Source organism: Sulfurospirillum barnesii SES-3 (genome assembly GCF_000265295.1).
GTDB classification, from domain to species: Bacteria; Campylobacterota; Campylobacteria; order Campylobacterales; family Sulfurospirillaceae; genus Sulfurospirillum; species Sulfurospirillum barnesii.
The window spans coordinates 912,208-936,627 of sequence record NC_018002.1 but is presented as its reverse complement, the minus strand read 5'-3'; the positions used below and the strand labels follow the sequence as shown (position 1 = coordinate 936,627).

Here is a 24,420-nt window from a genome sequence, read left to right as displayed (position 1 = left end):
CGGTTCGAGACAGTGTCAAGCAACGTTGCAACACTGCTAATAATGTTTAAATACAAATCTTGTGTCGGTTCGAGAGGTCTTTAATCTTTTTACTCAAGAATGGATTAGGGTTTAAATACAAATCTTGTGTCGGTTCGAGCTATTGAATTTTCTCAAAAATATAGGGGTTTTCTATGTTTAAATACAAATCTTGTGTCGGTTCGAGCTTATAGTCAACGCATTGACGTTGTAGTTAAGTGGTTTAAATACAAATCTTGTGTCGGTTCGAGAAATCTTATTAGCTTCTGTACTCCCCGTAATGTCTTGTTTAAATACAAATCTTGTGTCGGTTCGAGAGAGTTGAAAGCAAAAGGGAAAATAGCAGCGTAAGGGTTTAAATACAAATCTTGTGTCGGTTCGAGAATGCTACAAATTCAAAACTTGATGGAGTTCGTTCGTTTAAATACAAATCTTGTGTCGGTTCGAGTAGCAATCAATTTAGCTGTAAAGTTGGGTATGTTAGGGTTTAAATACAAATCTTGTGTCGGTTCGAGTTGTCTTTATGACCCAGACGTGGAAGACGATATGAAGTTTAAATACAAATCTTGTGTCGGTTCGAGTTGGTTCCAAAAATGAAAAGTTCCTCAGCGATTTTTGTTTAAATACAAATCTTGTGTCGGTTCGAGTTGTTACACACTTTATATCTTGTTTATCAAAATCTGTTTAAATACAAATCTTGTGTCGGTTCGAGGAAAGTTTTTTGCAGGGATCAGAACACAACCAGTAAGTTTAAATACAAATCTTGTGTCGGTTCGAGTTTCTGCTTTATTATTTACAAGGTGCGCCTCATCAAGTTTAAATACAAATCTTGTGTCGGTTCGAGTTCTCCTTATCTAAGTTCTACAACGGCGAGACCGTGTTTAAATACAAATCTTGTGTCGGTTCGAGCTAATTGCTATTTTTGTGCTTCCGTCTTTGTATTGTTTAAATACAAATCTTGTGTCGGTTCGAGGTTGGCGGTCGGTGGCTTTTACATTGGTGGAAGCCCGTTTAAATACAAATCTTGTGTCGGTTCGAGTTACTAAAGTGTTTGGGATTAGGGTTGCGTTATTGTTTAAATACAAATCTTGTGTCGGTTCGAGAAATTTACCAGTGGAAGTTGGAGATTTTGGATATATGTTTAAATACAAATCTTGTGTCGGTTCGAGCAAGTGGAACTAAGCTATCCAACGAAATTCCAAAGTTTAAATACAAATCTTGTGTCGGTTCGAGACTGCTAAGTGCTCCATCTTTGTGCTGTCGAACGTATGTTTAAATACAAATCTTGTGTCGGTTCGAGGCGGTTGCAAATTGCGCCTCTGCCTCTAGTCTAATTGTTTAAATACAAATCTTGTGTCGGTTCGAGTTGATGTAATCCTCAATGGTGCGGATGGCGAATACCAGTTTAAATACAAATCTTGTGTCGGTTCGAGCAAAGCGCACTACATTTTTAAAAGGACTGTATTCAGTTTAAATACAAATCTTGTGTCGGTTCGAGTTAAGCTTAGAACAGAAAAGATTGATTATTAAATGTTTAAATACAAATCTTGTGTCGGTTCGAGATTTTTATACATGTTTACGTCCGATGTTAGCAACCTGTTTAAATACAAATCTTGTGTCGGTTCGAGAGGTCTTTTTTCTTCTTCAACAGCCCAATCATTATCTGTTTAAATACAAATCTTGTGTCGGTTCGAGCTCTTGCCGATGTTGGTCTAGCAAAAGCATGGAGGGGTTTAAATACAAATCTTGTGTCGGTTCGAGTTAGCGGTTGTATAATGTTTGAGGAGATGTAAGAAGTTTAAATACAAATCTTGTGTCGGTTCGAGAAGTGCGTTAAAACATTTAAGAAACGGTGTAAAACAGTTTAAATACAAATCTTGTGTCGGTTCGAGCTTATCCGTTGCCTCAAAAACCAAATCAAGCCCTAGGTTTAAATACAAATCTTGTGTCGGTTCGAGCCATACGACCATTTTTCAAATCGTCCTCGCCTATTGTTTAAATACAAATCTTGTGTCGGTTCGAGTTACCTTGCCAGTTTTCCAATTATCATACACGCTTGTTTAAATACAAATCTTGTGTCGGTTCGAGAGGAATGGCAACAGCAAACATTCCCTTTGTGGATTAGGTTTAAATACAAATCTTGTGTCGGTTCGAGAGCTAAATTATGGCACTTCCTAAAAAGCACTATCCCACAAAATAACCCTTCGTGTCATTTTTTCCAATTAAAATTAACAATGAATTGTTAAAGATCAAAAAGGCGATTTAACGCCCTATTCTAGCAACTTTTCACCTAAAAAAAACTAAACTGTGGTTGGAAAAATTAGATGAAAATTCCTTCGCTCTCCTTTTTTGGGTTGCCGAGTGTTTCTTCGTTGAAACTTCCAGAAGTTAGCATCTTGATGATCGTCACAAAATCAATCTCTTTATCGATCACTTTTTTGAGTTCACTCTGGAGTTTTATTTGGTTCGCTGGCGTGATGTTGCCTCTGAAGATGGACTTTTGGTGATGTTTGAGGTATTTTTTGCAGATTTTAAAAACTTTGGCGACGCGGTATTTACCAACATCACTAAATTCATCGGCAATGTCGTAAAACAAAAAGACATAATTGTAATTGGTCGTGTCTTTTTTCACATCTTTTCCTTGAGTAAAAAGGGAGTGAACTCTCTGCCTTCCACGATGGTTTTTATGAGTTTATAACCGTCCAATTTGAGGCAATGCTTGTAAGAAACTTTGCGTTTGAGCTTTACATGTAAGAATGTTTCGTTCATGCGCTCTTCAAAAGCGTCGATAAAAATCTTCTTGCCCTCTTCGTTTAAAAGTGCGTAGTTAAGGGATTTGTCAAAGTGTTTAAGTACTTGAAGTTTCTTTCGCCCTACCAAATCAAAAATGGTTTTGAAAACGATGACCGGCTTGAATGCTTCGCTGAGATCTAAACTCAAACTAAAGCGCCCTTCCCTTGGACTATGTAGAAAACTGATGGCTTGGTTGAGATGCGTGTGGTAGATGGAAGCGATGGTTTTGGTGTAAAGAAGGGTATTGCCAAAGCTGATGAGCGCATTCATAGGGTTGTCGGGTGGGCGTTTGACGCGTTTGTTTAGCACAAAATCTTCGGGTAAAAAATATTTGAAACTGTCGTAAAACCGACTCCAAATCTGCCCTTCAACAAACAGTATCTGCTCGATTTTAGTCGTTACATGTAACAATGATTCAACATCGTTTTTTAACCAATCCAGATACGGCTTGAGCTCTTTTTTGTCGTGGCGATAGTAGTGGTACAACACTTCGTGAATGTTCTGAGCAATGGCAGAGACGATGCTTTTTGCAATCCCTAAGCGTTCGTTGACAAAACTCAACGACTGTTTTATGGTCAAATCGCCGCTGATGAGATACTCTTTTGGGTAAAAACTTCCGCTGTAGTTGCCATGGTAGTTGAAGATGTGCATCGTGATGCCAGCCCTAGCGATGAAGTCTAAAAACTTCGTGTTGAAGCTTACCTCGTTCAGGCAGTAAAGCTCCCTCGTCTCTTCGATGGGCAGGTAAAAATTGCCCTTTTCATTGCTAAACGCGATGGAGTTGTCTTTGCGTTTGAGTTCGCCCATCGAGAAGATGTAGCGTGTGTGATTTTTTGCCATGTTACCTCATATAAAACAGTAATCGTAATAAGCGCATTTCTTGCATTTGTTTTCAAACTTCGGTGGCGGTGGAATATCCGCATTGATGAGCTGTGTAATTGCGTCTAAAACATGCAAAAGTTCTTGTTCATTTTGCTCATTCAACTCTAGTATCTCGCTTTTCGTGTTGTGATTTTTCTCATAGTATTCGACTTTGCCTTTACGCTCGATGCCTTTACCTTTGAGTTTGTACAGATAAAGCAACACTTGCCACTTCACCGCTTCAGGGTCTGAGTCGGACTTTTTAAGTTCTACTAAGTACTCTTTGGTGATCTTGTCGATTTTGACATTGTCTATCTTCACTTCGGCTTTTTGCGCCTTCTCTTCGCTGATCTCATGTAAGACTTTTCCGATGCGCACATCTTCGCTGTTGTCTTCGAGGTTAATGCGATTGGCGTGAAGCCAACACTGGGTGCGGCAATGAAAATAGTAGTTGATGAGAGTTCCTGTGATCATTTGTCTCTATCTTTCATTTTCGTTATTTTCTTAGGTTTTAACTGACTACACATTGTAGCCAGTTGGCTTTTTTATAAAATCATTGGAACAAAGTCACCTTTCAATACACTTGTGTCCAAACCATCTTCATAGGTGTACAATTGTGTACCATCATCTTTCTGATTTCGCCAATCTTTCAAATATAAATATCCATACTTTTCATCTCCATAATCTTTCAAATATTTAATACCACTACCGTGATAATCAGCCAAAGAAAAAGTATATTTTGATATTTCTGCACTTAACTTTTTAATATCAATTTTTTTATCAATCAAATCTTGCTCTTTATTTTGTATAGTTTTTTCATATGCCTCCCATACTGCAACAGCCTCATCATTAATGGGAACAAACACAGAAACCGATTGCATATCTATAAGTTCAATATGAGTTTTTTTAAATTGTAAATTTTTCAAGTCATCAATATAGCTTTTGAGATTTTCCATAAAATTTTTCGTATTGTTCTCAATAATCTTGTCTAAAATTTGACTATAAAATTTATCAAAATCTTTAGTGTTTAAAACATTTTGTTCTTTACCGTCTTCTTGATATTTTCCAGAAAGACCGTTTCTCTTATCTTTTTTGTAAACAAATTTATCATTTCCTTTGCCAATGCTAAATAAAAATAGTTTATTGCCCTCTTTTGAACTATTTCGGTTGATTCTTCCTGCTAGTTGTTCATCACTATCGACGAGAGATTTTTCTTTAAATCCTATGTCCATATCTATATCCACGCCTGCTTCAACCACTTGAGTTGTCACAAGTAGAATATTTTTGTCGTGTGTATTTTTTATAAAATCGATTATCTCTTTTCGTCTTGGTTCCAAAATCGTACCGCTAAGTATGAAAATCTCATCAAAAATTTCACTGTATTTTTTGGCGTGTTTATAAAATTCATCTGCCCCTTTTTTTGTGATAAATTCTATAATGGTTTTTACTTTTTTTGAATCATTGGTTTCTAAGGTTTGATAGTTTTCACTCCCTTTTATCAATAACTCGTAAATCTCTTCAGGTTTATTTATATTTTTCACATTTGTGTCTATTGTCACTCTTTTTGCAAAATTCGGATTTTGAAAATATCGTTGTTTATTGGAAACTAAAAATGTAAATTGACTATCTATAATCTTGCCAATCTTAGGCAAAGTTGCACTCATTACTATAAATTTAATATTGAAATTTTTAGCATACATATCAAGTAAATAAACAATTCGTGCCCAAAAATCTGGGCTGTATGTTTGAATCTCATCTATGATGACGATTGAGTTCGATAATCTATGGAAAATATAATTGTCATCTTTACTAATTCCAGTCAATATATCAAAAAACTTAACATGGCTTAGAAGTGTCATAGGATAATTCATAAATTGATTATCTAAAAAATTCTTTTTATCCTCTCCATAAATGCCATCTTCTTTTTCTTCTTGCTTTTGATTATATTTTGCTTTTGAATGAAGTTGCACGATTTGAGCATTATCAAGAGCTAGTATTTTTTTGATAGAAGTATATGTTTGAGTGATCAGCGTTGTAAATGGAAAAATATAAAATACTTTAGTGATTGAAGTGTCAAGCTTTAAAATCTCAACGACACTCATGAGTGATAGGTTTGTTTTACCTGCACCTGTGGGAGCTTCGATATAAAAAAGGTTTTGTGATTTGTTCTTTTTAAGCTCATTTTGTAAGTTTGTTCTAACTTCTATAAAAAGCTTGTTTCGTAAGTGATTTAAGTTACTATTTGACTTTTCTTGCAACTCGTCAAAGTCTTTAAAATCACTAGTAGTTTTATTAATGAGTTCTTTATCAAATTGATTTTCGTAAAATCTTTTGTAAATTGTTTTCCTAAAATCATCATCTACCAAGCCAAAATTTTTATATTTTAGTTCTTTACAATTTCCATAATTCATAAATTGTGCTGTAGCATAGTAATCTGAAATGATAAGAAGTGAGAAAAGGGATTTAGAAAGTAGAAACAATACCTCTTCATTATTTTCAATAGAATCAAAAATTGAAGAAAATACCCTGTCCTCATCTCTTAACTTTTTTGTATGTTCTGTTTCAAGATGAAATTTATCTAAAAAATCAACAAACTCATTTTGTAAATCCAAATCTTCATATTGATAAATTACTCCATGATGTTTTGAGATTAAAAATCCAAACAAATAGATAATAGCTTCAAAAATTTCTTCGTTATCTTCATGCCATTTTTTAGCATACAGTTCATCTAATGAGTGATTAATAAATAAATATGCACCAAGAGGTGAATGATGACTATCTGAAATTACAGATTTCTCATCTATTTCATTGAGCATTTTCTCTTTTTGAAAATTGGGGTTCATTTTGCCCATATCATGCCAATAAATTGCTTTTGCAAAAAGATATTTTGTGAAATTTGCAAATTCTTCTTTTACTTCTATCTCTTCAAATAGATTGGCACTTTTTTTAAAAAGAGAATTTAAACGCTGTTCCAAGTCATTTTGCTCTATAAGTTTCAAGAAGTAATCATACACGAGATCAATATGCTCTTTTAACGACTCTTTATATTGCTTATTTTGTGATAAATGAGCTTTATATTTGTCATCAATATTGAACTTTATATCAAAATCACTAAATTTTAAAAGAGGCATATAATACCTTTATCAGATTCAAAAAGTTCGCCTACAGAACCAATCGATTTTAAACTCTCGGATGACTTAAATACCGCATTGGTATATAGAAACTCTTGATATTTATATTGCCTAGGATTGTCATTCCAATCAATAGGTAATCTTTCAAAAAGATAAAAGTAGTTTGTTGTTTTTTCTTTGTGTCCACTATTCTTTAAAACAAAATTTTCATCTTTTGGAATAATTGTCAAAACTTTAAATTGCTCCTTTTGTTCAACTTTTTCAAATACAGCATGCTCGTGAAAATTATCCCACGATAAAGAGAATTCATTTTTTCCCATATAGGGAAGAAACTCTGCTTCTTTGGCTTTTAATCTCTTTAGTAATTCATGTTCTTCATCAATTTCGATGTAAATATCATATGCTGGATTGACGAGAGTTTGCTCTGTAATGTTTTTCGTTTCACCATTACATGTATTATTAAATAAAATAAACTCTTTTTTTAAAATGCCACCATTTTTATCACTTGGAGCTATCGCTACCCTTATGTCTTTGAGCTTTTCATAAAACTCAGGCATTTTTGTTTTATCTCTATTTTGAGCATAACCCTCGTAACCCATAATCGCACCAAGTATCCCAAAAACATAAGTCTTTGGGATAATGTTATAAGTGATAAAAATTTTATCATTGATGTCTGGTTTTTTGAACATACCAAAATCAGATTTTATGGTAAAACTAATCAGCTTTTTCATTTTTTTGCTCTGCTGAAATGTTTGTTAGTTCCAATAAATCGCATTCTTTGATTTTTTCATTTTCAATACTACAAATGACTTGTGTTAGCTCTTTAATAGCATATATTTCTATAGATTTGATTTCTTTTTTGATATTATCTTTTGTCAAATAGCTGATAAGCTTGCTTATATCAAAACTATTTTTTTCTCCATTTTCACCTTTTTTAAATGTGATAAATTGGGCAAAACTAGGAAGTGTTAAAATCGAACTCTCTTCTAAAGTTACATAAATAGACAGCTCATTTTCTACACCACTTTTGGAATGTGAATCGTAAAATGTTGCGGCATTGTTAAAAGCATTTTTTAAAATTACAATATCATTTTGAGATAAGACCTTGATATTTAATTCTTTATTTGCTAACGGTAATTCTCCCTGTTTCTTAGTTGAATCTTCTTTATTTGTTGCTTCTTCAAATAGTTTTTTCCAACTAGATAAATTTTTAGGGTTAACTGAAAAATGATGAATATAGTGAGCTTCGGTAGCTTTGCTCATACTCCCTATTGCCGTAAAAGGAGCCAGTATTTCATCAGTGTAAACTTTACCTTTACCAAATAAATCAATCGCATGATTTACTTGAACTACTCCATGAAGTGAGATATTTTTATTTTCATCACTTGTGTCTTTTTTTGCATTTTCTGGAGAAAAAACAGCCCCAAACAACCTTATATCAATACAATTAGTAAGTTTTGGTAGAATATCTTTTTTCTTAAAATTTTTAATATCTCCTGTCTCGGTAACAATCTCAAATGCTTCTTTCAAATCCATAGTATCTTTATATTCTTTATCATACATCTTTGTAAATAGTATCTTTTCATCTTGATAATTTTTCTTAATATAGTTCCTCACTAACCATTTAAATGATTTATCCGTCGCATAAAAACTACCGTCACTTTTAAGCCTTCTTGGAAGTCCATTAAAGTCTGCATTATAGTTTGCATTTATTGCCTTAACGACCACACACCCGTAAACTCTATTGTTAAATTCATTACTCATCACCATTCTCCTCTATTGTGTTATCTTGGTATTTGATTTGATTGTTTGCAAAATATCCCACTATCATATATTCCATCACACTATCCATAACTAAGTCATCTTTATAAGTTAAAATCATGCTCATAGCATTGCCATATCTTTTGTCAAATTTTAAGGCATGAGCATATTTTCGATGCACTTCACACATATACTCTTTTAAGAGTTTACTTGTCTGCCAGTCAGTAAAAGCATTAAAATCACTATGGTTCTTATTTTCTTCTTTGCCTTTTTTCTTGTCTATCAAGAACCATGCAATCTGACCACATAGATATGCAAATAACTTATCATTATTTTCAATATGGTCTATTCCATTGATAAACTCTCTTTCTATCTTTCCATCATTTTTTAAGACGAGTTCACCTTTTTCATTTTTTTTATCTTGCCAATACCCCAAAGAGCTATGCATCTTCTCTTTTAGTTTTAAAAATTCGCCTTGTTCCACTTTCTCACCTCCACCTTTAAAATAATGTTTTATGCTAAATAGCAAATTGAGTTTTTCTTTTATCTCATTTTCATAAATAGAATAGCCTTCTTTGTTGTTTTTATCATGCTTAATATTGTCTTTAACAATATCTAAAATCATCTCTCTAAATTCAATATCTATAAGGCTCGTTTGGTACGACTTATAAATAAAATCATAAAAGTTTTGACGGTACTTAATAAGATAGTTTTTTAGTAAACTATTTGAGTTTTTAGAATTATAATAAGTAATATCAATGTCTTTGTAATCTGAAAAATAGTTATATTGGAGTTTATTCTCAAAAACTAATTCATTGATAATTTTTTCAAATTGAAACACACTTAATTCCTTGCTATAAAAATCACTCAGTTTAAAACTATTGCGCAAGTCCGTATAATTGATTATTTTAAATGGTGTCACATATTCAAAGTTTTCAATATAGTCAATGTCATTAATCTCTAGTTTCCATGTTCCAGAACTTAGTTTTGATCTATGATTTAAAAGATAATAATTTTTTAAATCTTTTGGATTTGTATTGTAAATAGATAGAATTATCTCTCTGAAATTCTTTCTTTTTTCATCACTATTCAAGATACTCATTTGTTTTCCAAAAAGATTTTTATTATCTAAAAATAAAGGAAATGGATTTGTTAGTTTATTTTCTGTCATGTATCTGAATTTTTCTAACTTTGTCGCACATTCAGGGCATACAAGTTGATTAAAATCTATTCCAAGTGATACTTTTTGCGAAAAATCAACGCCATAATTTGATAAAAAAGCTGGAGCAGACAACAATAAGGATTCTTGTTTACAAATATTGCATATTCCACTCGTAAATTCACTTACATTGTTTTCAACATCGTAGCTAAAAACTTTTCGTTTTAAATAAGACTCTCGAAATTTTTTAATTAAATTATCAGAAACAAAAAAAGCTAATTTTATATTACCTTTTTCTTTAATTTGTTTATTATGGATTGCAAACTGTAAATCGTTTATACTCTCAGACAAAAGAATATAACTTCTTTGTAAAACAATATCCATTATTTTTTTTGAACCTCTATTTTGCACATATGTTAGTCCAGAATCTAATTGAAATTTAATACCTTGGATAACACTAATTAACTTCTTCTCAAAATCATTTTTTTCAATCTTTATATCTTCTTTTTTTCTATAAAAAATTATTTGATTGTCTTGCAATTCATAATAAATGGAAAATAAAAAAATACCTGCACCTCCAACACCTTTATCTTTATTTAGCTGTTTCCTTGGAAGTGCTTTGGAATTATTTTCCAAAAGAATTAATTTTTCTATTTCGAATTTTTGAAGTTCTTTTAATGCATTATCTGAAATTTTTATTAATTTTTGATTTTTTGACTTTATATCTACTACTGCAAGAAAAGTATCTTTTTTATTAGAAACCAAGTAAATATCATTCAATTCTTCTTTTAAAAAATAATTTTCTATTCCCTCATTAGCATCCATAAACTCCACAATCTCTTTAATCATCTTATCCCCCTTCCAAGCATGAAACCTGCCCCATAACTATTCTTTTCCCCAAGGCCGCACGCCAACGCAACAAACGCCAGCTTCTGGCTCGCCTCATCTTCATTGGGAACAATCCTAAATTTATTGCCAAAAAATCGGATGGATTTTCCTTCTTTGGTGATGAGGATGTTTTGTGGTACTTTGTTTTTGATCTCGATGAGTTGGATGAAGTTTTGGTTTACATGTAAAGATTCTCCAAAGAAGCTTTGGTATTTTTTCTCGGCGTTTTCGTGGAGCTGACGTTGCAGTTGCATGATGTCGCCGCTCTCTTGCATTGTCCAGTATTTGCCATTAGCGACCGAGACGACGACGGGCGTGGCGCTGTAGAGTTCGGTGATGAAAAATTGTGGGATGGTTTTTTTATGGGATTCTACGACCTGGAGGAATTCATGGTTGATGTTTTGACGTAAGGTGGTTTTGAGTGTGTCGATGAGGGTTTCATCTAGGGAGCGAATGGTAAAACTGTAGAGATTGCCTTGTTGGTAGACTTTCTCTTTTTCGATGGGAACGAAGCCTCCGAAAACGTAGTATTTGAACCCCTCTTTTTGATGCACTTCACCTTCACCTTCTTGGTACATCGAAAAACTGATGTATTTGGAAAGCAGTTCAAAACTTGCTTGAAACGCTATATCTTTTTTAACAAATGCCTTGCATTTCAGTTCAAAATAGTTCACACAAAATCCTTTTTTTTAAGATTAAATAATCTTACTACAATTTTTATCAAGTGATTTCAAAATATTTCATTTTGATATATTTTGTGCTACCATCTTTTTAAAAATGTTTCTAGGAAGAAAAAATGAACCTAAAAAAAACCAATGCGGCGCGGTTTTTAGATACGTTGAAACTGCCTTATACGATGAGTTCGTATGAGGTAGACGAAGAGGACTTGAGTGCGACACATGCGGCAGCATCGCTTGGGGTGGATGCTTCGTGTGTGTTTAAAACGCTGGTGGCGAGGGATGATGCTAAGCGCATTTTGGTGGCGTGTATTCCTGCAGCAGAAGAGATCGACCTGAAGGCTTTAGCGAAAGTGGCAAACGCTAAGCGGTGTGAACTAGTGGCGGTGAAAGAGCTTTTAGGGCTTACGGGCTACATTCGTGGTGGGTGTTCACCGCTTGCGATGAAGAAACATTTTCCTACATTTATCGATGAAAGCATCCATCAGCATGAAAAAATCTACGTCAGCGCAGGACTTCGTGGGGTTCAGCTTTGCCTTTCACCTTCGGTATTGATTGAAGCTTCCAAAGCGGTGTGTGAACCTCTTGTAAAACTCTAAAATCCTTACATATAAAGATTTTGCAACGCGTTTGTCACGTTTGTTGGCTACAATGAAGCATCTTTTTTTTGGAGCACTGAATGTTTGAAAAAGTCTCGTTTTATGCAAGTGTAGACGATTTACATGTAAACATTCAAACGGGTTTTTATTTGTTACTGATTGCGGAGAATACGCCTATTCCTGACTCTTTCTTCACGGAAAATACCCGTTTTATAGGAGGGTTTTTCCCTTCTGTCCTTTTTGGTAAAGAGCATTACAACGAGGGGATTATTGCAGCTAAACTCTCTGATTTAACCCGTGTGTATAGCGTGTGCATGGAACATTTAAGCATCATTCCTTTTCCTGCTCAAAGTCATTCTATTTTCACTCTTGCCAACAGTGATTCATCGCACATGGAACCTTTTTTAGAAACCCTCTACTCTTTCTTACCCGAACATGCAAAACTTATCGGTGGTGCTGGGAAAAATATTTTTAGTTATGAAAAGAGCTGTCACAAAGAGGCTTGTTGGGGAGAGTGTGCATTGGTTCTTGCCTCAACTCAAAAAATTGGTTTAGGGGTCAAACATGGTTGGGAACCTCTGGTCTCTCCCTTTATTGCCAATTCGTGTAAAGGAAGAATGGTTGAAAAAATCAATTTTAAAGATGCCTTTAGCGTCTATAAAGATGCCATTGAAAAGTACTCCTCTTTACGTTTTCATACCATGGATTTCGAGGAAATAGCCCAGAAGTACCCTTTGGGCATTGTTCGCTATAAAAAAGATTTTATTGTAAGAGCGCCGATTCAAACCGATGGTTCATCCCTGAGTCTCGCAGGCAGTTTGGATGAAAATTCTGTGATTGCGATTCTTCAAGGGACTAAAACAAAACTCATAGAAGCCGCCAAAGAAGCCTCCCAAAATGCTCTAAATAACTTTGAAAACAATGCTCCTTCTTCCGTGCTACTCATTAGCTGCCATGCCCGTTTTCTTTTTTTAGGGGATGATTTTAATCAAGAACTAGAGACTATTCTATCGCTCTATCCTCCTGCTATGCCATTATGGGGAGCCTTAAGCCTTGGTGAACTTGCCAATGACAATCAAGAGGGCATTGCCTTTTACAACAACACCTGTGTGATTGGAGTTTTACCATGAACCCATTTAGTCAACAACTGCTCATCTCCTATGAATGCGTGAGTGCCATTGGTGTTTCACTTCACCTTGAAGAGATGATGACACATTTTTTAAAAACCTTTTCACGCAAAACGGGTGCTCTGGCTGCTATTTATTGGAAAGCCGATACACAGGGCTTTACCCGTGTCTGTTTTTACGGAAAAAAAGCCTTTATCCCACTTTTTTCTCCCCCCTCATACAACGATAAAACTACGATGAAACGTGAACACAAAAGTGGTAAAAAACTTTTACATGTAAAGATTGCAGAAGATTGGATTGCTTTTTTATTAGAAGTTAAAGAAGAGGAATTAACCCACATTGAGGCCATTATTGATTCCTTTCATGACAAACTTGAAAATGCTATTCGCGCGTGTAAAAATCACCTTGAATTACGAGAAATCAACCAGACGCTAGAGCGTTTAATTGAAGAAGAAGTGCATAAAAACAGAGAAAAAGACAAACACATTTTACAACAATCACGCCTAGCTCAAATGGGTGAAATGATTAGTATGATTGCCCATCAGTGGAGGCAACCTTTAGGTTCTATCTCAACGATTGCGGCTTCCATTAGACTTAAACTTACACTCAATCGCCTTCTAGGAAGCAGTAAAGAAGAGCAAGAAGCCAGTAAAGTTTTTTTAGAAGAGTCTATGAATCGCATCGAGTCGTATGTGCAATTTCTCACGCATACCATTGATGATTTTCGTAATTTTTTTAAACCCAATAAACAACAAGAGCGGGTGAGCCTACCGCAACTTATCAGTAAAACCCTTGAGATTATTGGTAAAGCATTGGAAGTCAATGGCATCGCCATCAATGTTCAAGTCTACGAAACCAAAGCCATTTACACCTATGCCAATGAGGTCACACAGGTGATTTTAAATATTCTTAAAAATGCGGAAGATGTTATTAAAGAGCGTTCTATTCAAAATCCACATATTTATATTACCATTAAGCAAGAGGATGCTTGGCAGTGTATTTATATTGAAGATAATGCTGGAGGCATGAGCCCTGAAGTCTTAGAGCATATGTTTGAACCTTATTTTTCTACTAAAAGTGAAAAAAATGGATCTGGCTTAGGGCTTTATATGTCAAAAATTATTATTGAAGAGCATTGCAAAGGTAAAATTCTTGCAAATAATGGTAGTATGGGAGCACAATTTATCATCAAACTTGATGGAGAGTCTCACCAATGAATCTCAATGAGCTCATTCAACGTACCGCATCTTTACACGTTTTGTATGTTGAAGATGACCTTGTGTTGCGGGAAAACACCGTTGCCCTTTTAAACGATCTTTTTGACCATATTGATGAGGCAAATAATGGCATTGATGCTCTGGAAAAATACAAAGCATCCCCAATGGCTTACGATATAGTCATCACAGATCTTAATATGCCCCATATGAACGGCATTGAGCTGATCAAGCAAATTAAACTTCTCAATTCAAAGCAAGTGATTATTATTGTCTCAGCCCATAATGAAACCGAGTATTTTTTAGAGAGTATTCGCAATAATGTGAATGGTTACATTTTAAAACCCATTGATTTTGACCAACTCATTGAAACACTTTTTACGGCAAGTACCCTCGTAGAAGAGCGTAAAAATGAGTCCTTGTGTCAAACACAGCTTAATCAAAAGCTCTTTAAACAACACAAAATTATGCAAGATTTTCTAACGATTGACCCCTTAACCCAGCTGCATAATGCCTCAGTCTTGTACGATTTTTTAGAGCAGTATGAGTCCCAACACCCGCTGACACTTATGCTTTATAATATCGATGATTTTAGTTTGATAAACCAAATGTATGGCAGTGCCTTTGCCGATGAAGTGCTCAAAAAAGTGGCTGAATATCTAAGCTATAACCTCTCCGAAGAAGCACACCTTTACCGTTACAACTCCGATGAATTTGTCATCGTCTTCAATCCAAGCCTGAACGACCCCAACGCATTTGCCATTCAAGTACAAGCCTTTTTCAGAGAAACACCTGTGTGTGAGAATGATGATGAAAGCCCTACTTACCTCACCCTCTCATGTGGCATTGCCACATCTACGCATGCATCTGTACTGCTTTCTAACGCAAGAACAGCATTAAGAGAAGCTCGTTTAAAAGGGCTCCCCAATCAAATCAGCATTTACAACACGGAAAATACATCCATTCAAAAATCACAATCAGACACGCTGTGGATTCAAAAATTACGCAGTGCGCTTGAAGCAGACCGTTTAATTCCATATTTTCAACCCATTGTGGATACCAAAACCCTCACCATTGAAAAGTACGAATGCCTCGCACGCATTGAAGATAAAGATGACATTATTCCCCCTGCTTATTTTTTAGAAGCCGCACGTCGTAGTGGACTGATGAGCAGTATCACCCGTATGATGATCCATAAAGTCTTTAAAACATTCTCAGGAACAAAGATTCATTTTTCTATCAACCTTACCAGTGAAGACCTGCTTTCAGATTCGTTTCTTGATTTTGTATTGGCAAAACAACATTATTTTAGTATTGACCCTGCGTGTGTGACGTTTGAAATTTTGGAAAATATTATTTTAAGCGATACCGATACCCATACGCTTGCAAACCTAAAGCGCATCAAAGAGATGGGGTACCATTTAGCGCTTGATGATTTTGGGAGTGATCGATCAAATCTCAACCGCCTACAAGCCTTAGGTATTGACCTTTTGAAAATTGATGGGCAATTTATTAAAGGCATTGCAAATAATTTTAAAAGCCAAAGCATTGTTGAGTCCATTACCGAAATGGCGCATAAAATGAACATCAAGGTTGTTGCGGAGTATGTATCAAGTGATGAGGAGCTTAAAATGGTTCAAAAACTAGGCATTGATTATGCGCAAGGCTACTTTCTTGGAATTCCTGAAAATCATCTCTTAAAGATGATTCATTCGTAATTTATAGCCCCTGTTTTTTAAATTGATAATGCTCTCATCATACCCCAATTTATCTCGTAAACGCTTCACCAAAGCTCGCAGTGTTGAGCTATTGACCTCCTCGCTCTTCCAGACTGCGTGACACAAATGTTCATTGCGGACAAATTGATTGACATGTTTGGCTAAGAGAGAGAGTAAAAGCTCTTCTTTTGCGGTTAACTCTTGCAAAACACCCTTTACATGTAACGTATGTTCTTGCCTATCAAAGACAACACCCTCGCTTAAAACAAGCCGATGATGAGAGCAATCATGATTGTGTTCTTTACGTAAAAGTGCGGTGACTTTAAAAAAAGTATTGATAAGATGTTGGCTATCAAAGGGTTTGGTTAAAAAACTAAAAATACCAAGCTCAATGCTTTTTAGAAAATAGTCCACCTCTTTATACGCAGAGATGACAAGCACCATTTGAGAAGGATTTTTTTTCTTGATTTTTTCAATAAATGCTAAACCGTTTTGTGCAGGCAATTCAATATCGCTGACCACAACATCAAAACGCTTTTTTTCATAATACGTATAAGCATTTTCTGCAGAGTCACACGAGATAATTTCATCGAAAAAATCACTCAAAAATGCCTCTAATTCTGTGCGCAAAGCACTGTCATCTTCAATGAGCAATAAACTTAAAGGCTGATGCATCTCTCATCCTTATTTTTATCTTCAAAAAGTATAGCAAATTCCTTGACAAATACTACACAAAAAGGTTAATCCCGCTTATAGGAATAGATGGTTATAATGGCGTTTTTATTTAACATTTTAAAGGTTTCATTCATGAGTAAACTCAAAACATACGACTACACCAAAGAGCAACTCTTAGCGTTTCAATATGCCATCATTAAAACCGAAAAAGGCGATATTGTCATTAAACTAAACCCTGAAGAGACACCCATTGCTGTAGCAAACTTTGCGACCCTTGCCAACGATAAATTCTACGATGGGCTTATTTTCCACCGTGTGATTAAAAATTTTATGGCACAAGGCGGATGTCCAAGCGGTAGAGGTACAGGAGGTCCTGGCTGGAATATTGCGTGCGAATGCCGTGGTCAAAAAAGTAAACACAAACGAGGAAGTCTCTCGATGGCACACGCAGGTCCCAACACAGGTGGAAGCCAATTTTTTATCTGCTTTGTAGACTGCCCTCACTTAGATGGCGTTCACACCGTTTTTGGTGCAATTGATAAAGAGGATAAAGAGAGCTTTAAAGTGCTTGACAGCATCACTCAAGACGATAAAATGCTCACCATCGAAATCAAAGACACACTCTAATCGTGCCTTACATGTAAAGCTTCCATGCTTTACATGTAAACCCTCTTTTACCCACTTCTGCTATAATTTCCTCTTTTGTTTCACGTTACTTTCACAAAGGATTTTTATGATGATTGCACGCATTAACACCCTTTTCCCCTTATGGGCACTGCTTTTTTCCATTCTGGCGTACAGTGTACCTGAGCACATTGTGCCGTACAAGGCCTATATCACCCCCTTGTTGGTCGCCATTATGTTTTTTATGGGTGTCACCTTACGTTTAGAAGATTTTGCACGTGTTTTGAAAAAACCAAAACCGATTATTTTAACCATACTCTTGCAATTTACCATCATGCCTCTTGCAGCTCTCTTGCTTTCCAAAGCCTTAGGGTTTTCAACAGAGCTACTCATTGGAATGGTACTCGTAGGAGCGGTATCAGGTGGTACGGCGTCCAATGTCATTACCTATTTAGCCAAAGGTGATGTAGCCCTTTCCATTACGATGACCATCACATCAACCTTGCTTTCTATTGTGGCAACACCTTTTTTAAGCCTTTTGTATGTGGGGCAGACGGTTCCTGTCCCAGCAAGCGATATGCTCATTAGCATTTTGCAACTGGTTTTAGCACCTGTGTTTGTAGGAGTGATTGTAAACTATTTTCTTCATCGCTTCATTAAACGCTATGAGCCCTATTTGGCGACACTTTCAATGCTAGCCATTGTCTTGATTATCGCCATTGTCGTTGCACTTAATCAAGGAAGAATTGCTAGTATTGGGCTCATGGTCATTGTGGGAATTATGTTACATAACCTTACAGGACTCTTTAGTGGCTATTGGATAGCACGCTTTATGGGATTTGAGCATAAAATTTGTAAAACCATTGCCATTGAAGTGGGGATGCAAAATTCAGGACTTGCGGTTGCTCTTGCTATGAAATATTTTACCCCTCTTAGTGCGTTACCTGGTGCAATTTTTAGTGTTTGGCACAATATTTCAGGGGCTCTGCTTGCGGGGTATTGGTCTCGCCAAAAATAGTTTTAAGCTCTAAATGCGTGTAGCGTTTTGCAGACGCTACACATTGGTAGAGAGTTTACCAACCACTTTTCCTAAGACTTTCACATCATCTGCTTGCATCACTTCAGGGGTATACGCTTCGTTGTCTGAAACCAAAGCAACCGTACCATTGGCATGCACGTGCAAACGTTTAATAAAAAGCCCCGCAGGGGTTGAAACCACATAAATGCCTGCTTTTCGAGCATTGGTATACTCTTTGTGAATAAAAACAACATCACCGCTAAAAAGGGTTGGTTCCATGGAATCGCCTAAAACATTAATCGCTTGAATATGCTTAATCATCCCAAGCCCACCTAGTTTTTGAACAATTTCTTCATCCAAGTACATCATTTCACCTTCTTCTTCCTCATTCAAAGCACCACCACCTGCTGAGGCGTAAATGTCTTTAAAATAATGCACCCTTGCAAATTTATCGGTCTGGGCTTGTAGGCTCTCAACAAATTGGTCAAATAAAAGCCAATTAATCGAAATTTTACGTTTCGCACAAAACTCTAAAATCTCTTTATAAGGAAGTTTTGCACGATTTTTCATGGTGGCCAAAGTGAGTTGATTGATGCCTAAGGCTTCAGCAACATCTTTATCAAACACTTTTCGCTCGCCCAGCTCTTCGGAGAGAATATCTTTAATTTTATGGAAGACACTTAAAATATCTGGCATTTTTTCTCCTAATATTTCATTTTGAAATAAAATTATAGCATAAATAATTTTTTTATTACAATATGGAAAATTTAAAACAGAGGTGCGCCATGAAAAGTTTAATTTGTACCCTAAGTGAAACGAAAAAAGCCTACGATGAATTCATGAGTCGTTTTGAGCAAAAAATGCTCATCATAAGCAATAAAATTTTCTAAGTTTATACGAGCAAAGAAGCGCTTTAGCGCTTCTTTTGTGTCGCCTTTTGAAAGTAAAACCAAATCAGTCCAAGAATTGAGAGAAGAATGAGGGGTGCCATAAACGTATTGTCCGAAAAATATGCGGCAATGCGCATTAAAAGCTCACCTGCTAAATAACTACCTAATCCTAAAATAAATGCCCATAAAAAAGCTGAAATGGTGTTGAGCGTATGAAATTTCACTTGTGAATATTTGGTTAATCCAATCGTAAGAGGCACCAGTGTTTTAAGCCCATAAATAAACTTTTGGAAAAAAATAATTTTATCACCATACTTTTTCATTAAAAGATGGCTCAGCGCTAATTTTCTGCGGTGCGCTTTGATGTAGGGCATAAATGCTTTTTTATTGTAGCGCCCCATGTAAAATAAAAAGGCACTTCCAATGACATTAGCAGTACCTGCAACGACAATAGAGGTACTCAAATCCATTTTTCCTGCGTAAGAGAGGACACCCGCTGCAATAATAGCAACCATGCCACCCCCAAACGAGTAGAAAAATAAAATAATATATCCATAGGTGATTAATGCGTTAAAAATATCTTCCACAACAATCCTTAATGAGTCAACTGCTGGATACTTTTTAGAAACTCTTCTATCGCATACGATGAAAGCAAGCCATCTGATTGTACAATCTGCTCTGGCATCACATTATTGCCATACAGTTCGATGTTTTTATCGTAATCATGATTCATCACGGAACCATCAAACGAAACACCCACAAACGCCCCTTGTGTTTTGGTGTACGTATACACTTCTGAAGAAAAATCAACTTCGCTTCCTCTTCCAATACTATCCCCCGCAGGTCCAGCTGCTACAGAAGCATCGACCCCTAGTGTCATTTTATTGTTGGCAAGTTTTTGGACGATGTCACGGCTTTTAAAGAGCATCAAAATATCTTTTTTCTCTACCCCAATTTGAAATCCAAGCCCTGCACCCCCTAATTTTACAAAAAATGGATGGCTCCATGAACCATCACTTTGACGCACCACCATAACCCCGTTGCCTGTTTTTCCCCCTAGAAAGAAACTAATCTCTATCGTAGCAGGAAAGATGGCAATCGCTTGTGTACTGGAGAGCACCCGTGGTGGGATGTTGACTTTAGAGTCACGTATCATATTTTTAAGCACATTGGAGGCATCCAATAATTGCTCTTCTGCTGAACCATAAAGGCCTGACAGCATCATCATACTTAATAAAAAACTCATTCCTATTTTTTTCATTTTCTTTCTCCTTCTTTACGATAAACGTTTATAGTTAAAAAATGCGCCTTCTTCACGCATTAACTGCTCGTGTGTTCCTGATTCTAAAATTTTACCTTTATCCAGCACATAAATATAATCCGCCTTTTTAATGGTACTTAACCTGTGGGCAATAATAATGGTCGTTTTACTTTCCAAATACGCTTCAAGGGCACCAAAAAGCTTTGCCTCTGTGTGAACATCTAAAGCGGATGTTGATTCATCTAAAACCACAATATTAGGATTTTGCAATACCATCCGTGCGATACTTAAGCGTTGCCTTTGCCCTCCTGAGAGTTTAAGACCATGCTTCCCAATCTGTGTATCTAGTCCGAAAGGAAGCTCTTCAATAAAGCTCTCTAACTGGGCAATGTGCAAGGCTTTTTGAACCAACGCCTTATCCGTTTTTTCATCAATCATCAAATTCTGGGCTAACGAGGCATTAAAAAGTTGAGGATTTTGCAAAACCAGAAAAACATGGTCTCGCACCACATCCAAACCAATCTCTTGTGTTGAAATCCCATCAATTAAAATATCACCCTGAGTAAGAGGATAAAGCCCTACCAATAAATGCGCCAATGTTGTCTTTCCACTGCCACTTGCACCAATAATGGCAATTTTAGCTCCCCGAGGGATTGACATATTAATGTCCTCTAAAATTTGCTTGCTATCATCATAGCTAAAACTAACGCCTTTTAGCTCAATAGCATTGGTCTTATTTTGCGCAAAAGGGTTCTTTACATGTAACCCTTTTTCTTCTGCTTTTAATGATAAAATTTCGTTAATTCTATCCAATGCTTTTTGCGCATTATGATACGAATATTGGATATTTAAAATATCTTGAATGGAGGGCATCATCACCCAAAGGTAGCCAAAAATTGCCAACATCGAACCAATACTCAAATCACTGTAGGCAACCACAAAAATACTCGCCGCTCTAAAAAGCTCAAAACCTGAGAGAAAAATCAAAAAAGAGAGTCGGTTTGCACCATCGCTTTTATAGCCAAAAATAATGGAACGCTCTTTAATACGCCGTGCACTCTCTTGTACCCTATCAAAAAAGAGTTTTTCTTTATTGGTCGCTCGAATTTGAACAAACATCTCCAGTGCTTCTAAGAGAGATTCTTGAAAAAGCTCAAACGCACTGTTTTGCTCTTTTTTAAGCTTTGCTACCTTTTTAGCCATTTTAGTCGTAAGAAGAATGACGATAGGATTTAAAATTAAAATAAAAAGTGCCAGTTGCCAATGAATCATCAAAAGCACCGCACCAACCCCTATGATACTTAATAAGGAAATAATTAAACGGCTAACAAAAACGCCTAGAAAATTATCAATCGTTTCAATATCCGTCACCATCAATGAAGCGACTTTACCCGAACCAAAAAACTCAAACTGATTCATAGCCACCTTGCTTAGATGTGCTAAAACATGCTCACGCATTTTAAAGGCAATGTTTTTAGAAACAATGGTAAAAAGTTTTGTTTGCATATAATTGAGTAAAAAGAAACAAACTCTTAAAGCAATGACGATGACCAATACAATCATAATATAAACATAAGCAGGGCTTGCTTGTCCAAAAAGTGCATCAATATGTGTGGTTAAAAAACCGCTCTGCTTTAGCAAGACTTCATCAACAAGCATTGGCATAAGCAAAGGGACAGGAGTGTGAATCATCACAGCAAAGAGTGCGATCATATTGGCAAGAATCAACTCTTTTTGATACTGTTTTATGGCATGAAAGAGGGTTTTAAAGGTGTAGTGTGTGTGCATTAAATTTCCATCAAAAAAGCAGTCATGTAGAGGGATAACCCTCTACATGTAAAAACAATTAGCGTGCAAAATCAATAGCACGAAGCTCTCGAATGACATTTACCTTGATTTCACCAGGATATTGTACTTTACTCTCAATCTCCTGAGCAATCTCTTTGGCAAGCAAGACGGCTTCATCATCATTGATAAGCTTAGCATTCGCAATCACGCGAATCTCTCGACCTGCATTAATGGCATACACTTGTTTAATACCTGGCTTGCTTTTCGCAATATCTTCAATATCTTGAACCCGTTTTAAAAAGCTCTCTAAAACCTCTCGACGAGCTCCTGGACGAGCAGCTGAGAGTGTATCAGCAGCACACACAGCAGCAGATTCAACAGAGGTTGGCTCTTCATGCCCATGGTGCGCATAAATAGCGTTAATAACCACATCATGTTCTTTGTATCGACGGCAAATTTCTGCCCCCAAATCAACGTGACTCCCCGCTGTTTCATGCGTCAAGGCTTTACCAATATCATGTAAAATACCTGCTCGTCTGGCTAAAAGGACATCGCCTCCTGTTTCAGCCGCAATAATGCCTGCAAGATGCGCCACTTCCAAAGAGTGTCCCAGTGCATTTTGACCATAACTGGCACGAAATTTTAGACGACCAATCAACTTCACAAGCTCTGGATGAACCTTAGTCAGCCCCAAATCAATAACGATATTCTCACCCTCTTCCATTAAACTATGGTCAAACTCATCTTTAACTTTCTCATAAATTCCCTCAATGCGTGCTGGCTGAATTCTTCCATCTTGCACCAAAAGCTCAATGACTTTGGTTGCAATCGCACGACGGTAAAGGTTAAAGCTACTTAAAATAATGGCATTTGGCGTATCGTCAATAATAATATCAACGCCCAAAAGCATCTCTAAGGTCTTAATGTTTCGACCCTCTTTCCCGATAATACGACCCTTAAGCTCATCATCTTTAATATTGACCACATTAATCAAACGCTCAGCAGCAAACTCACCTGCAAAACGAGTTGTCGCCTGTGCTAAAATGTAGTTAACACGGCGTTTAATATCCTGTTTGGCTTCTTCTTCTAAACGTCTTACCGTATGGGCAATTTCCGCACGTGATTGCTCTTCTACTTTGGCTAAAACAATCTCTTTGGCTTCATTTTGTGTTAAACCAGAAGAGCGTTCAAGCACTAAAAGCGCCTCGTCCACTTTTGCACGATACATCTCTTGCAGATTTCTACCCTCTTCAAATAAGGAATTAGCACTGTTTTGTATGGTTTGAATCTCTTCACGCTCTTTGGTGATTTTCTTCAACTCATCCTTATATCCACGCTCTTTTTTCTCAAGCTCAAGCATCTTCTCTGAATGCTCTTTTTTAAGAGCAATCGTCCTGTCTTCGTATTTACGCTTGGCTTCAAGCTCCGCTTCTTTAATTTTAATATTGCTGTTACTTAAGACCAACTCTGCTTCATGCTCAATGGCTTTGGCTTTGGCTTTGGCTTGTGCTATATGAATTTCATAGTTGGCAACTTCCATCTTTTTTGCGATAAAAAACCCCGCAACGCCGCTCACTACGGCGGCTCCTCCAACGGCTAATGACTCTAGAACCATTTTTCCCTCTTTTAATAATAGTTTTATTTGGGGTTAAATAAATATCTGCTCCAATATCGTGCGCTTCAGACAAATGAGTTGGTGTCATGCAAAACTCCTTTTGAACAAAGGCTACTGGAGGTTTTGGTTTGAGTGATGCAAAAAAACGATCATACATCCCTTTTCCAAAACCAATTCTCTTAAGTGCCCCATCAACCCCAATGACAGGCACTATGGCAAAATCAATTTTTGGTTTAACAGCCAAAGAGTTTTTAGGCTCTTTAATGTTAAATCTTTTTTTTTCTAAAGGCAATCTCCATTCTACCATCTTGAAACTAATACCTTCCATAAATGGAACATAGACCTTCAGTTTTTTACGTCTACATGTAGCGATAAGTCCGTTTGTAGAGACTTCTATAGGCAATGAAACATAGAGTAAAAGTGAGCGAACTTTTGTGTGACAAATCAAATCAAAAAGCATACGTTGCATCTTTTTATCACGTGCATAAGCAGGAGGAAGAGAGGCTAATTTTTCCCTAGCAAATGCCCGAAATTCTGATTTTGTTTCAAACTTAATTTTTTTCATTGTTGTCATTTTAAGCCTTCTTTGAATACAATCATACT

General features: G+C 36.2%; 21 protein-coding genes and 1 CRISPR repeat array (1 of these 22 only partly in view). Of the genes, 6 read left to right on the top strand and 15 right to left on the bottom strand.

Annotated features, from left to right (window positions below; translation table 11 throughout):
- Window positions 1–2,173: direct repeats of the CRISPR family, unit length 30 nt; unit sequence GTTTAAATACAAATCTTGTGTCGGTTCGAG (it extends 547 nt beyond the left edge of the window).
- A gap of 165 nt (window positions 2,174–2,338) precedes the next feature.
- From cas2 to cas6, 8 genes are all read right to left on the bottom strand, one after another.
- Window positions 2,339–2,650 (bottom strand): CRISPR-associated endonuclease Cas2, encoded by a 312-nt coding sequence (cas2, locus tag SULBA_RS04770; protein WP_014769140.1) that lies wholly within the window; start codon window positions 2,648–2,650, stop codon window positions 2,339–2,341.
- Window positions 2,647–3,651: a type I-B CRISPR-associated endonuclease Cas1b gene (cas1b, locus tag SULBA_RS04765; protein ID WP_014769139.1), complete on the bottom strand. Its 1,005-nt coding sequence runs from the start codon at window positions 3,649–3,651 to the stop codon at window positions 2,647–2,649. The genes cas2 and cas1b overlap by 4 nt, the downstream gene beginning before the upstream one ends.
- Before the next feature lie 6 nt (window positions 3,652–3,657).
- Window positions 3,658–4,146 carry a CRISPR-associated protein Cas4 gene (cas4, locus tag SULBA_RS04760; RefSeq protein WP_014769138.1) on the bottom strand — a complete coding sequence of 163 codons (489 nt, stop codon included), beginning with the start codon at window positions 4,144–4,146 and terminating at the stop codon, window positions 3,658–3,660.
- A gap of 71 nt (window positions 4,147–4,217) precedes the next feature.
- The gene (locus tag SULBA_RS04755) at window positions 4,218–6,803 is read right to left on the bottom strand and encodes a CRISPR-associated helicase/endonuclease Cas3 (protein ID WP_014769137.1); all 2,586 of its coding nucleotides are present in this window, start codon (window positions 6,801–6,803) and stop codon (window positions 4,218–4,220) included.
- Window positions 6,791–7,534: a type I-B CRISPR-associated protein Cas5b gene (gene cas5b, locus SULBA_RS04750; RefSeq protein ID WP_014769136.1), complete on the bottom strand. Its 744-nt coding sequence runs from the start codon at window positions 7,532–7,534 to the stop codon at window positions 6,791–6,793. The genes SULBA_RS04755 and cas5b overlap by 13 nt, the downstream gene beginning before the upstream one ends.
- Window positions 7,518–8,567, bottom strand: a complete 1,050-nt coding sequence (locus SULBA_RS04745) for a type I CRISPR-associated protein Cas7 (RefSeq protein WP_014769135.1) — start codon at window positions 8,565–8,567, stop codon at window positions 7,518–7,520. The genes cas5b and SULBA_RS04745 overlap by 17 nt, the downstream gene beginning before the upstream one ends.
- Window positions 8,560–10,572: a hypothetical protein gene (locus SULBA_RS04740; protein WP_014769134.1), complete on the bottom strand. Its 2,013-nt coding sequence runs from the start codon at window positions 10,570–10,572 to the stop codon at window positions 8,560–8,562. The genes SULBA_RS04745 and SULBA_RS04740 overlap by 8 nt, the downstream gene beginning before the upstream one ends.
- Window positions 10,569–11,285 carry a CRISPR-associated endoribonuclease Cas6 gene (gene cas6, locus SULBA_RS04735; RefSeq protein WP_014769133.1) on the bottom strand — a complete coding sequence of 239 codons (717 nt, stop codon included), beginning with the start codon at window positions 11,283–11,285 and terminating at the stop codon, window positions 10,569–10,571. The genes SULBA_RS04740 and cas6 overlap by 4 nt, the downstream gene beginning before the upstream one ends.
- 122 nt (window positions 11,286–11,407) lie before the next feature.
- Here cas6 and ybaK point away from each other — a divergent pair, with 122 nt between their 5' ends.
- The 4 genes from ybaK (at window position 11,408) to SULBA_RS04715 (ending at window position 15,946) form a co-directional block, all read left to right on the top strand.
- The gene (gene ybaK / locus SULBA_RS04730) at window positions 11,408–11,887 is read left to right on the top strand and encodes a Cys-tRNA(Pro) deacylase (RefSeq protein ID WP_014769132.1); all 480 of its coding nucleotides are present in this window, start codon (window positions 11,408–11,410) and stop codon (window positions 11,885–11,887) included.
- An 80-nt stretch (window positions 11,888–11,967) separates the two neighbouring features.
- Window positions 11,968–13,017 (top strand): FIST signal transduction protein, encoded by a 1,050-nt coding sequence (locus SULBA_RS04725; protein ID WP_014769131.1) that lies wholly within the window; start codon window positions 11,968–11,970, stop codon window positions 13,015–13,017.
- The gene (locus SULBA_RS04720; RefSeq protein WP_014769130.1) at window positions 13,014–14,231 is read left to right on the top strand and encodes a sensor histidine kinase; all 1,218 of its coding nucleotides are present in this window, start codon (window positions 13,014–13,016) and stop codon (window positions 14,229–14,231) included. Before SULBA_RS04725 ends, SULBA_RS04720 begins: the two co-directional genes overlap by 4 nt.
- Window positions 14,228–15,946, top strand: coding sequence for an EAL domain-containing response regulator (locus SULBA_RS04715; RefSeq protein ID WP_014769129.1), 1,719 nt, complete (start codon window positions 14,228–14,230; stop codon window positions 15,944–15,946). Before SULBA_RS04720 ends, SULBA_RS04715 begins: the two co-directional genes overlap by 4 nt.
- Here the strand turns inward: SULBA_RS04715 and SULBA_RS04710 are convergent.
- Window positions 15,926–16,621, bottom strand: a complete 696-nt coding sequence (locus SULBA_RS04710; RefSeq protein WP_014769128.1) for a response regulator transcription factor — start codon at window positions 16,619–16,621, stop codon at window positions 15,926–15,928. The genes SULBA_RS04715 and SULBA_RS04710 overlap by 21 nt on opposite strands.
- Before the next feature lie 132 nt (window positions 16,622–16,753).
- Between SULBA_RS04710 and SULBA_RS04705 the strand changes: the two genes are divergently transcribed.
- Together SULBA_RS04705 and SULBA_RS04700 are read left to right on the top strand one after the other, a co-directional pair.
- On the top strand, window positions 16,754–17,248 hold the full coding sequence (locus SULBA_RS04705; protein ID WP_014769127.1) for a peptidylprolyl isomerase: 495 nt from the start codon (window positions 16,754–16,756) through the stop codon (window positions 17,246–17,248).
- A 106-nt stretch (window positions 17,249–17,354) separates the two neighbouring features.
- Window positions 17,355–18,263, top strand: a complete 909-nt coding sequence (locus tag SULBA_RS04700) for a bile acid:sodium symporter family protein (RefSeq protein ID WP_014769126.1) — start codon at window positions 17,355–17,357, stop codon at window positions 18,261–18,263.
- Window positions 18,264–18,299: 36 nt separating this feature from the next.
- Here SULBA_RS04700 and SULBA_RS04695 read toward each other — a convergent pair whose 3' ends face one another.
- The 6 genes from SULBA_RS04695 to SULBA_RS04670 all read right to left on the bottom strand — a co-directional run bounded on the left by SULBA_RS04695 (window position 18,300) and on the right by SULBA_RS04670 (window position 24,391).
- Entirely contained in the window at window positions 18,300–18,959 is a 660-nt protein-coding gene (locus SULBA_RS04695) for a LexA family transcriptional regulator (RefSeq protein WP_014769125.1), read from the bottom strand.
- A gap of 217 nt (window positions 18,960–19,176) precedes the next feature.
- On the bottom strand, window positions 19,177–19,740 hold the full coding sequence (locus SULBA_RS04690) for a DedA family protein (RefSeq protein WP_014769123.1): 564 nt from the start codon (window positions 19,738–19,740) through the stop codon (window positions 19,177–19,179).
- 8 nt (window positions 19,741–19,748) lie between these two features.
- The gene (locus SULBA_RS04685) at window positions 19,749–20,414 is read right to left on the bottom strand and encodes a lipid-binding SYLF domain-containing protein (RefSeq protein ID WP_014769122.1); all 666 of its coding nucleotides are present in this window, start codon (window positions 20,412–20,414) and stop codon (window positions 19,749–19,751) included.
- Between the two features lie 15 nt (window positions 20,415–20,429).
- Window positions 20,430–22,202: an ABC transporter ATP-binding protein gene (locus tag SULBA_RS04680; RefSeq protein ID WP_014769121.1), complete on the bottom strand. Its 1,773-nt coding sequence runs from the start codon at window positions 22,200–22,202 to the stop codon at window positions 20,430–20,432.
- Window positions 22,203–22,260: 58 nt separating this feature from the next.
- Window positions 22,261–23,817: a ribonuclease Y gene (gene rny / locus SULBA_RS04675; RefSeq protein WP_041671809.1), complete on the bottom strand. Its 1,557-nt coding sequence runs from the start codon at window positions 23,815–23,817 to the stop codon at window positions 22,261–22,263.
- On the bottom strand, window positions 23,723–24,391 hold the full coding sequence (locus SULBA_RS04670) for a 5-formyltetrahydrofolate cyclo-ligase (protein WP_014769119.1): 669 nt from the start codon (window positions 24,389–24,391) through the stop codon (window positions 23,723–23,725). The genes rny and SULBA_RS04670 overlap by 95 nt, the downstream gene beginning before the upstream one ends.
- Window positions 24,392–24,420 lie beyond the last annotated feature (29 nt).

What these genes read in the sequence shown, in the direction of transcription:
- cas1b (WP_014769139.1), bottom strand. Translation starts at nt 3,651, where the DNA reads ATGGCAAAAAATCACACACGCTACATCTTCTCGATGGGCGAACTCAAA.
- SULBA_RS04705 (WP_014769127.1), top strand. Translation starts at nt 16,754, where the DNA reads ATGAGTAAACTCAAAACATACGACTACACCAAAGAGCAACTCTTAGCG.
- SULBA_RS04680 (WP_014769121.1), bottom strand. Translation starts at nt 22,202, where the DNA reads ATGCACACACACTACACCTTTAAAACCCTCTTTCATGCCATAAAACAG.
- SULBA_RS04710 (WP_014769128.1), bottom strand. Translation starts at nt 16,621, where the DNA reads ATGCATCAGCCTTTAAGTTTATTGCTCATTGAAGATGACAGTGCTTTG.
- SULBA_RS04720 (WP_014769130.1), top strand. Translation starts at nt 13,014, where the DNA reads ATGAACCCATTTAGTCAACAACTGCTCATCTCCTATGAATGCGTGAGT.
- ybaK (WP_014769132.1), top strand. Translation starts at nt 11,408, where the DNA reads ATGAACCTAAAAAAAACCAATGCGGCGCGGTTTTTAGATACGTTGAAA.
- SULBA_RS04740 (WP_014769134.1), bottom strand. Translation starts at nt 10,572, where the DNA reads ATGATTAAAGAGATTGTGGAGTTTATGGATGCTAATGAGGGAATAGAA.
- SULBA_RS04700 (WP_014769126.1), top strand. Translation starts at nt 17,355, where the DNA reads ATGATGATTGCACGCATTAACACCCTTTTCCCCTTATGGGCACTGCTT.
- SULBA_RS04725 (WP_014769131.1), top strand. Translation starts at nt 11,968, where the DNA reads ATGTTTGAAAAAGTCTCGTTTTATGCAAGTGTAGACGATTTACATGTA.
- SULBA_RS04745 (WP_014769135.1), bottom strand. Translation starts at nt 8,567, where the DNA reads ATGAGTAATGAATTTAACAATAGAGTTTACGGGTGTGTGGTCGTTAAG.
- rny (WP_041671809.1), bottom strand. Translation starts at nt 23,817, where the DNA reads ATGGTTCTAGAGTCATTAGCCGTTGGAGGAGCCGCCGTAGTGAGCGGC.
- SULBA_RS04755 (WP_014769137.1), bottom strand. Translation starts at nt 6,803, where the DNA reads ATGCCTCTTTTAAAATTTAGTGATTTTGATATAAAGTTCAATATTGAT.
- SULBA_RS04670 (WP_014769119.1), bottom strand. Translation starts at nt 24,391, where the DNA reads ATGACAACAATGAAAAAAATTAAGTTTGAAACAAAATCAGAATTTCGG.
- cas4 (WP_014769138.1), bottom strand. Translation starts at nt 4,146, where the DNA reads ATGATCACAGGAACTCTCATCAACTACTATTTTCATTGCCGCACCCAG.
- SULBA_RS04715 (WP_014769129.1), top strand. Translation starts at nt 14,228, where the DNA reads ATGAATCTCAATGAGCTCATTCAACGTACCGCATCTTTACACGTTTTG.
- SULBA_RS04695 (WP_014769125.1), bottom strand. Translation starts at nt 18,959, where the DNA reads ATGCCAGATATTTTAAGTGTCTTCCATAAAATTAAAGATATTCTCTCC.
- SULBA_RS04685 (WP_014769122.1), bottom strand. Translation starts at nt 20,414, where the DNA reads ATGAAAAAAATAGGAATGAGTTTTTTATTAAGTATGATGATGCTGTCA.
- cas5b (WP_014769136.1), bottom strand. Translation starts at nt 7,534, where the DNA reads ATGAAAAAGCTGATTAGTTTTACCATAAAATCTGATTTTGGTATGTTC.